Source organism: Pelagicoccus sp. SDUM812002 (assembly GCF_031127835.1).
GTDB lineage: Bacteria > Verrucomicrobiota > Verrucomicrobiia > Opitutales > Opitutaceae > Pelagicoccus.
The window spans coordinates 1-541 of record NZ_JARXHX010000125.1 but is presented as its reverse complement, the minus strand read 5'-3'; the positions used below and the strand labels follow the sequence as shown (position 1 = coordinate 541).

The window sequence follows — 541 nt, the reverse complement described above, 5'->3', positions numbered from 1 at the left end:
GGGTGTTCGGCTTTTCCCGCTTTGGTAACGCGCTCGGTGTAGGCGGCGAAGTGCCAGGCCATGAATATTTCCTCGGCTTGGGGCGAATCGCCGAAGACGATTTTCCAACTACCGCTGGTGGCGAATTCCGAGCGGGACCAAGCGTCGAGCAGCTCGGGGGTGAGCGAATTGCGATGCTCGGTAAGGTAGTCGATCAATTCTTCCGGCACCTCGGAGTGGTAGGCTTCGGTGGCGGTGGCGCTGTAGTCGCGAGCGTGGTCGACCATGCCGATTTCGTTTTCCGGCTGGACCATGATGACGGTGTGGTCGGTATCGATTTTCCGGATATGCCGCATGAGGGCGGCGAAGGCTTTGGCATCTGCCGTGGCGTTTTCTTTGGAGAAGGGAGAGAGGATTTCGATGGCGGTGTCGTCTCTGTCTCGGGAGCGAGGGAAGCGGCGGTAGTCGACCTTCACCCATTCTGGGGCGTAGGAGGACATGCTGTTTTTCCAGCTGGCGAACCAGAGGAGGGCCAACTTCATATCGTTTGCTCGGGCGTCTT

Annotated in this window: 1 pseudogene; it reads right to left on the bottom strand. The window is 59.0% G+C overall.

Features of this window, described 5'->3' with window-relative positions:
• A pseudogene (locus tag QEH53_RS24585) lies at positions 1-521 on the bottom strand (beta-galactosidase); the annotation flags it as partial.
• Positions 522-541: the final 20 nt, after the last annotated feature.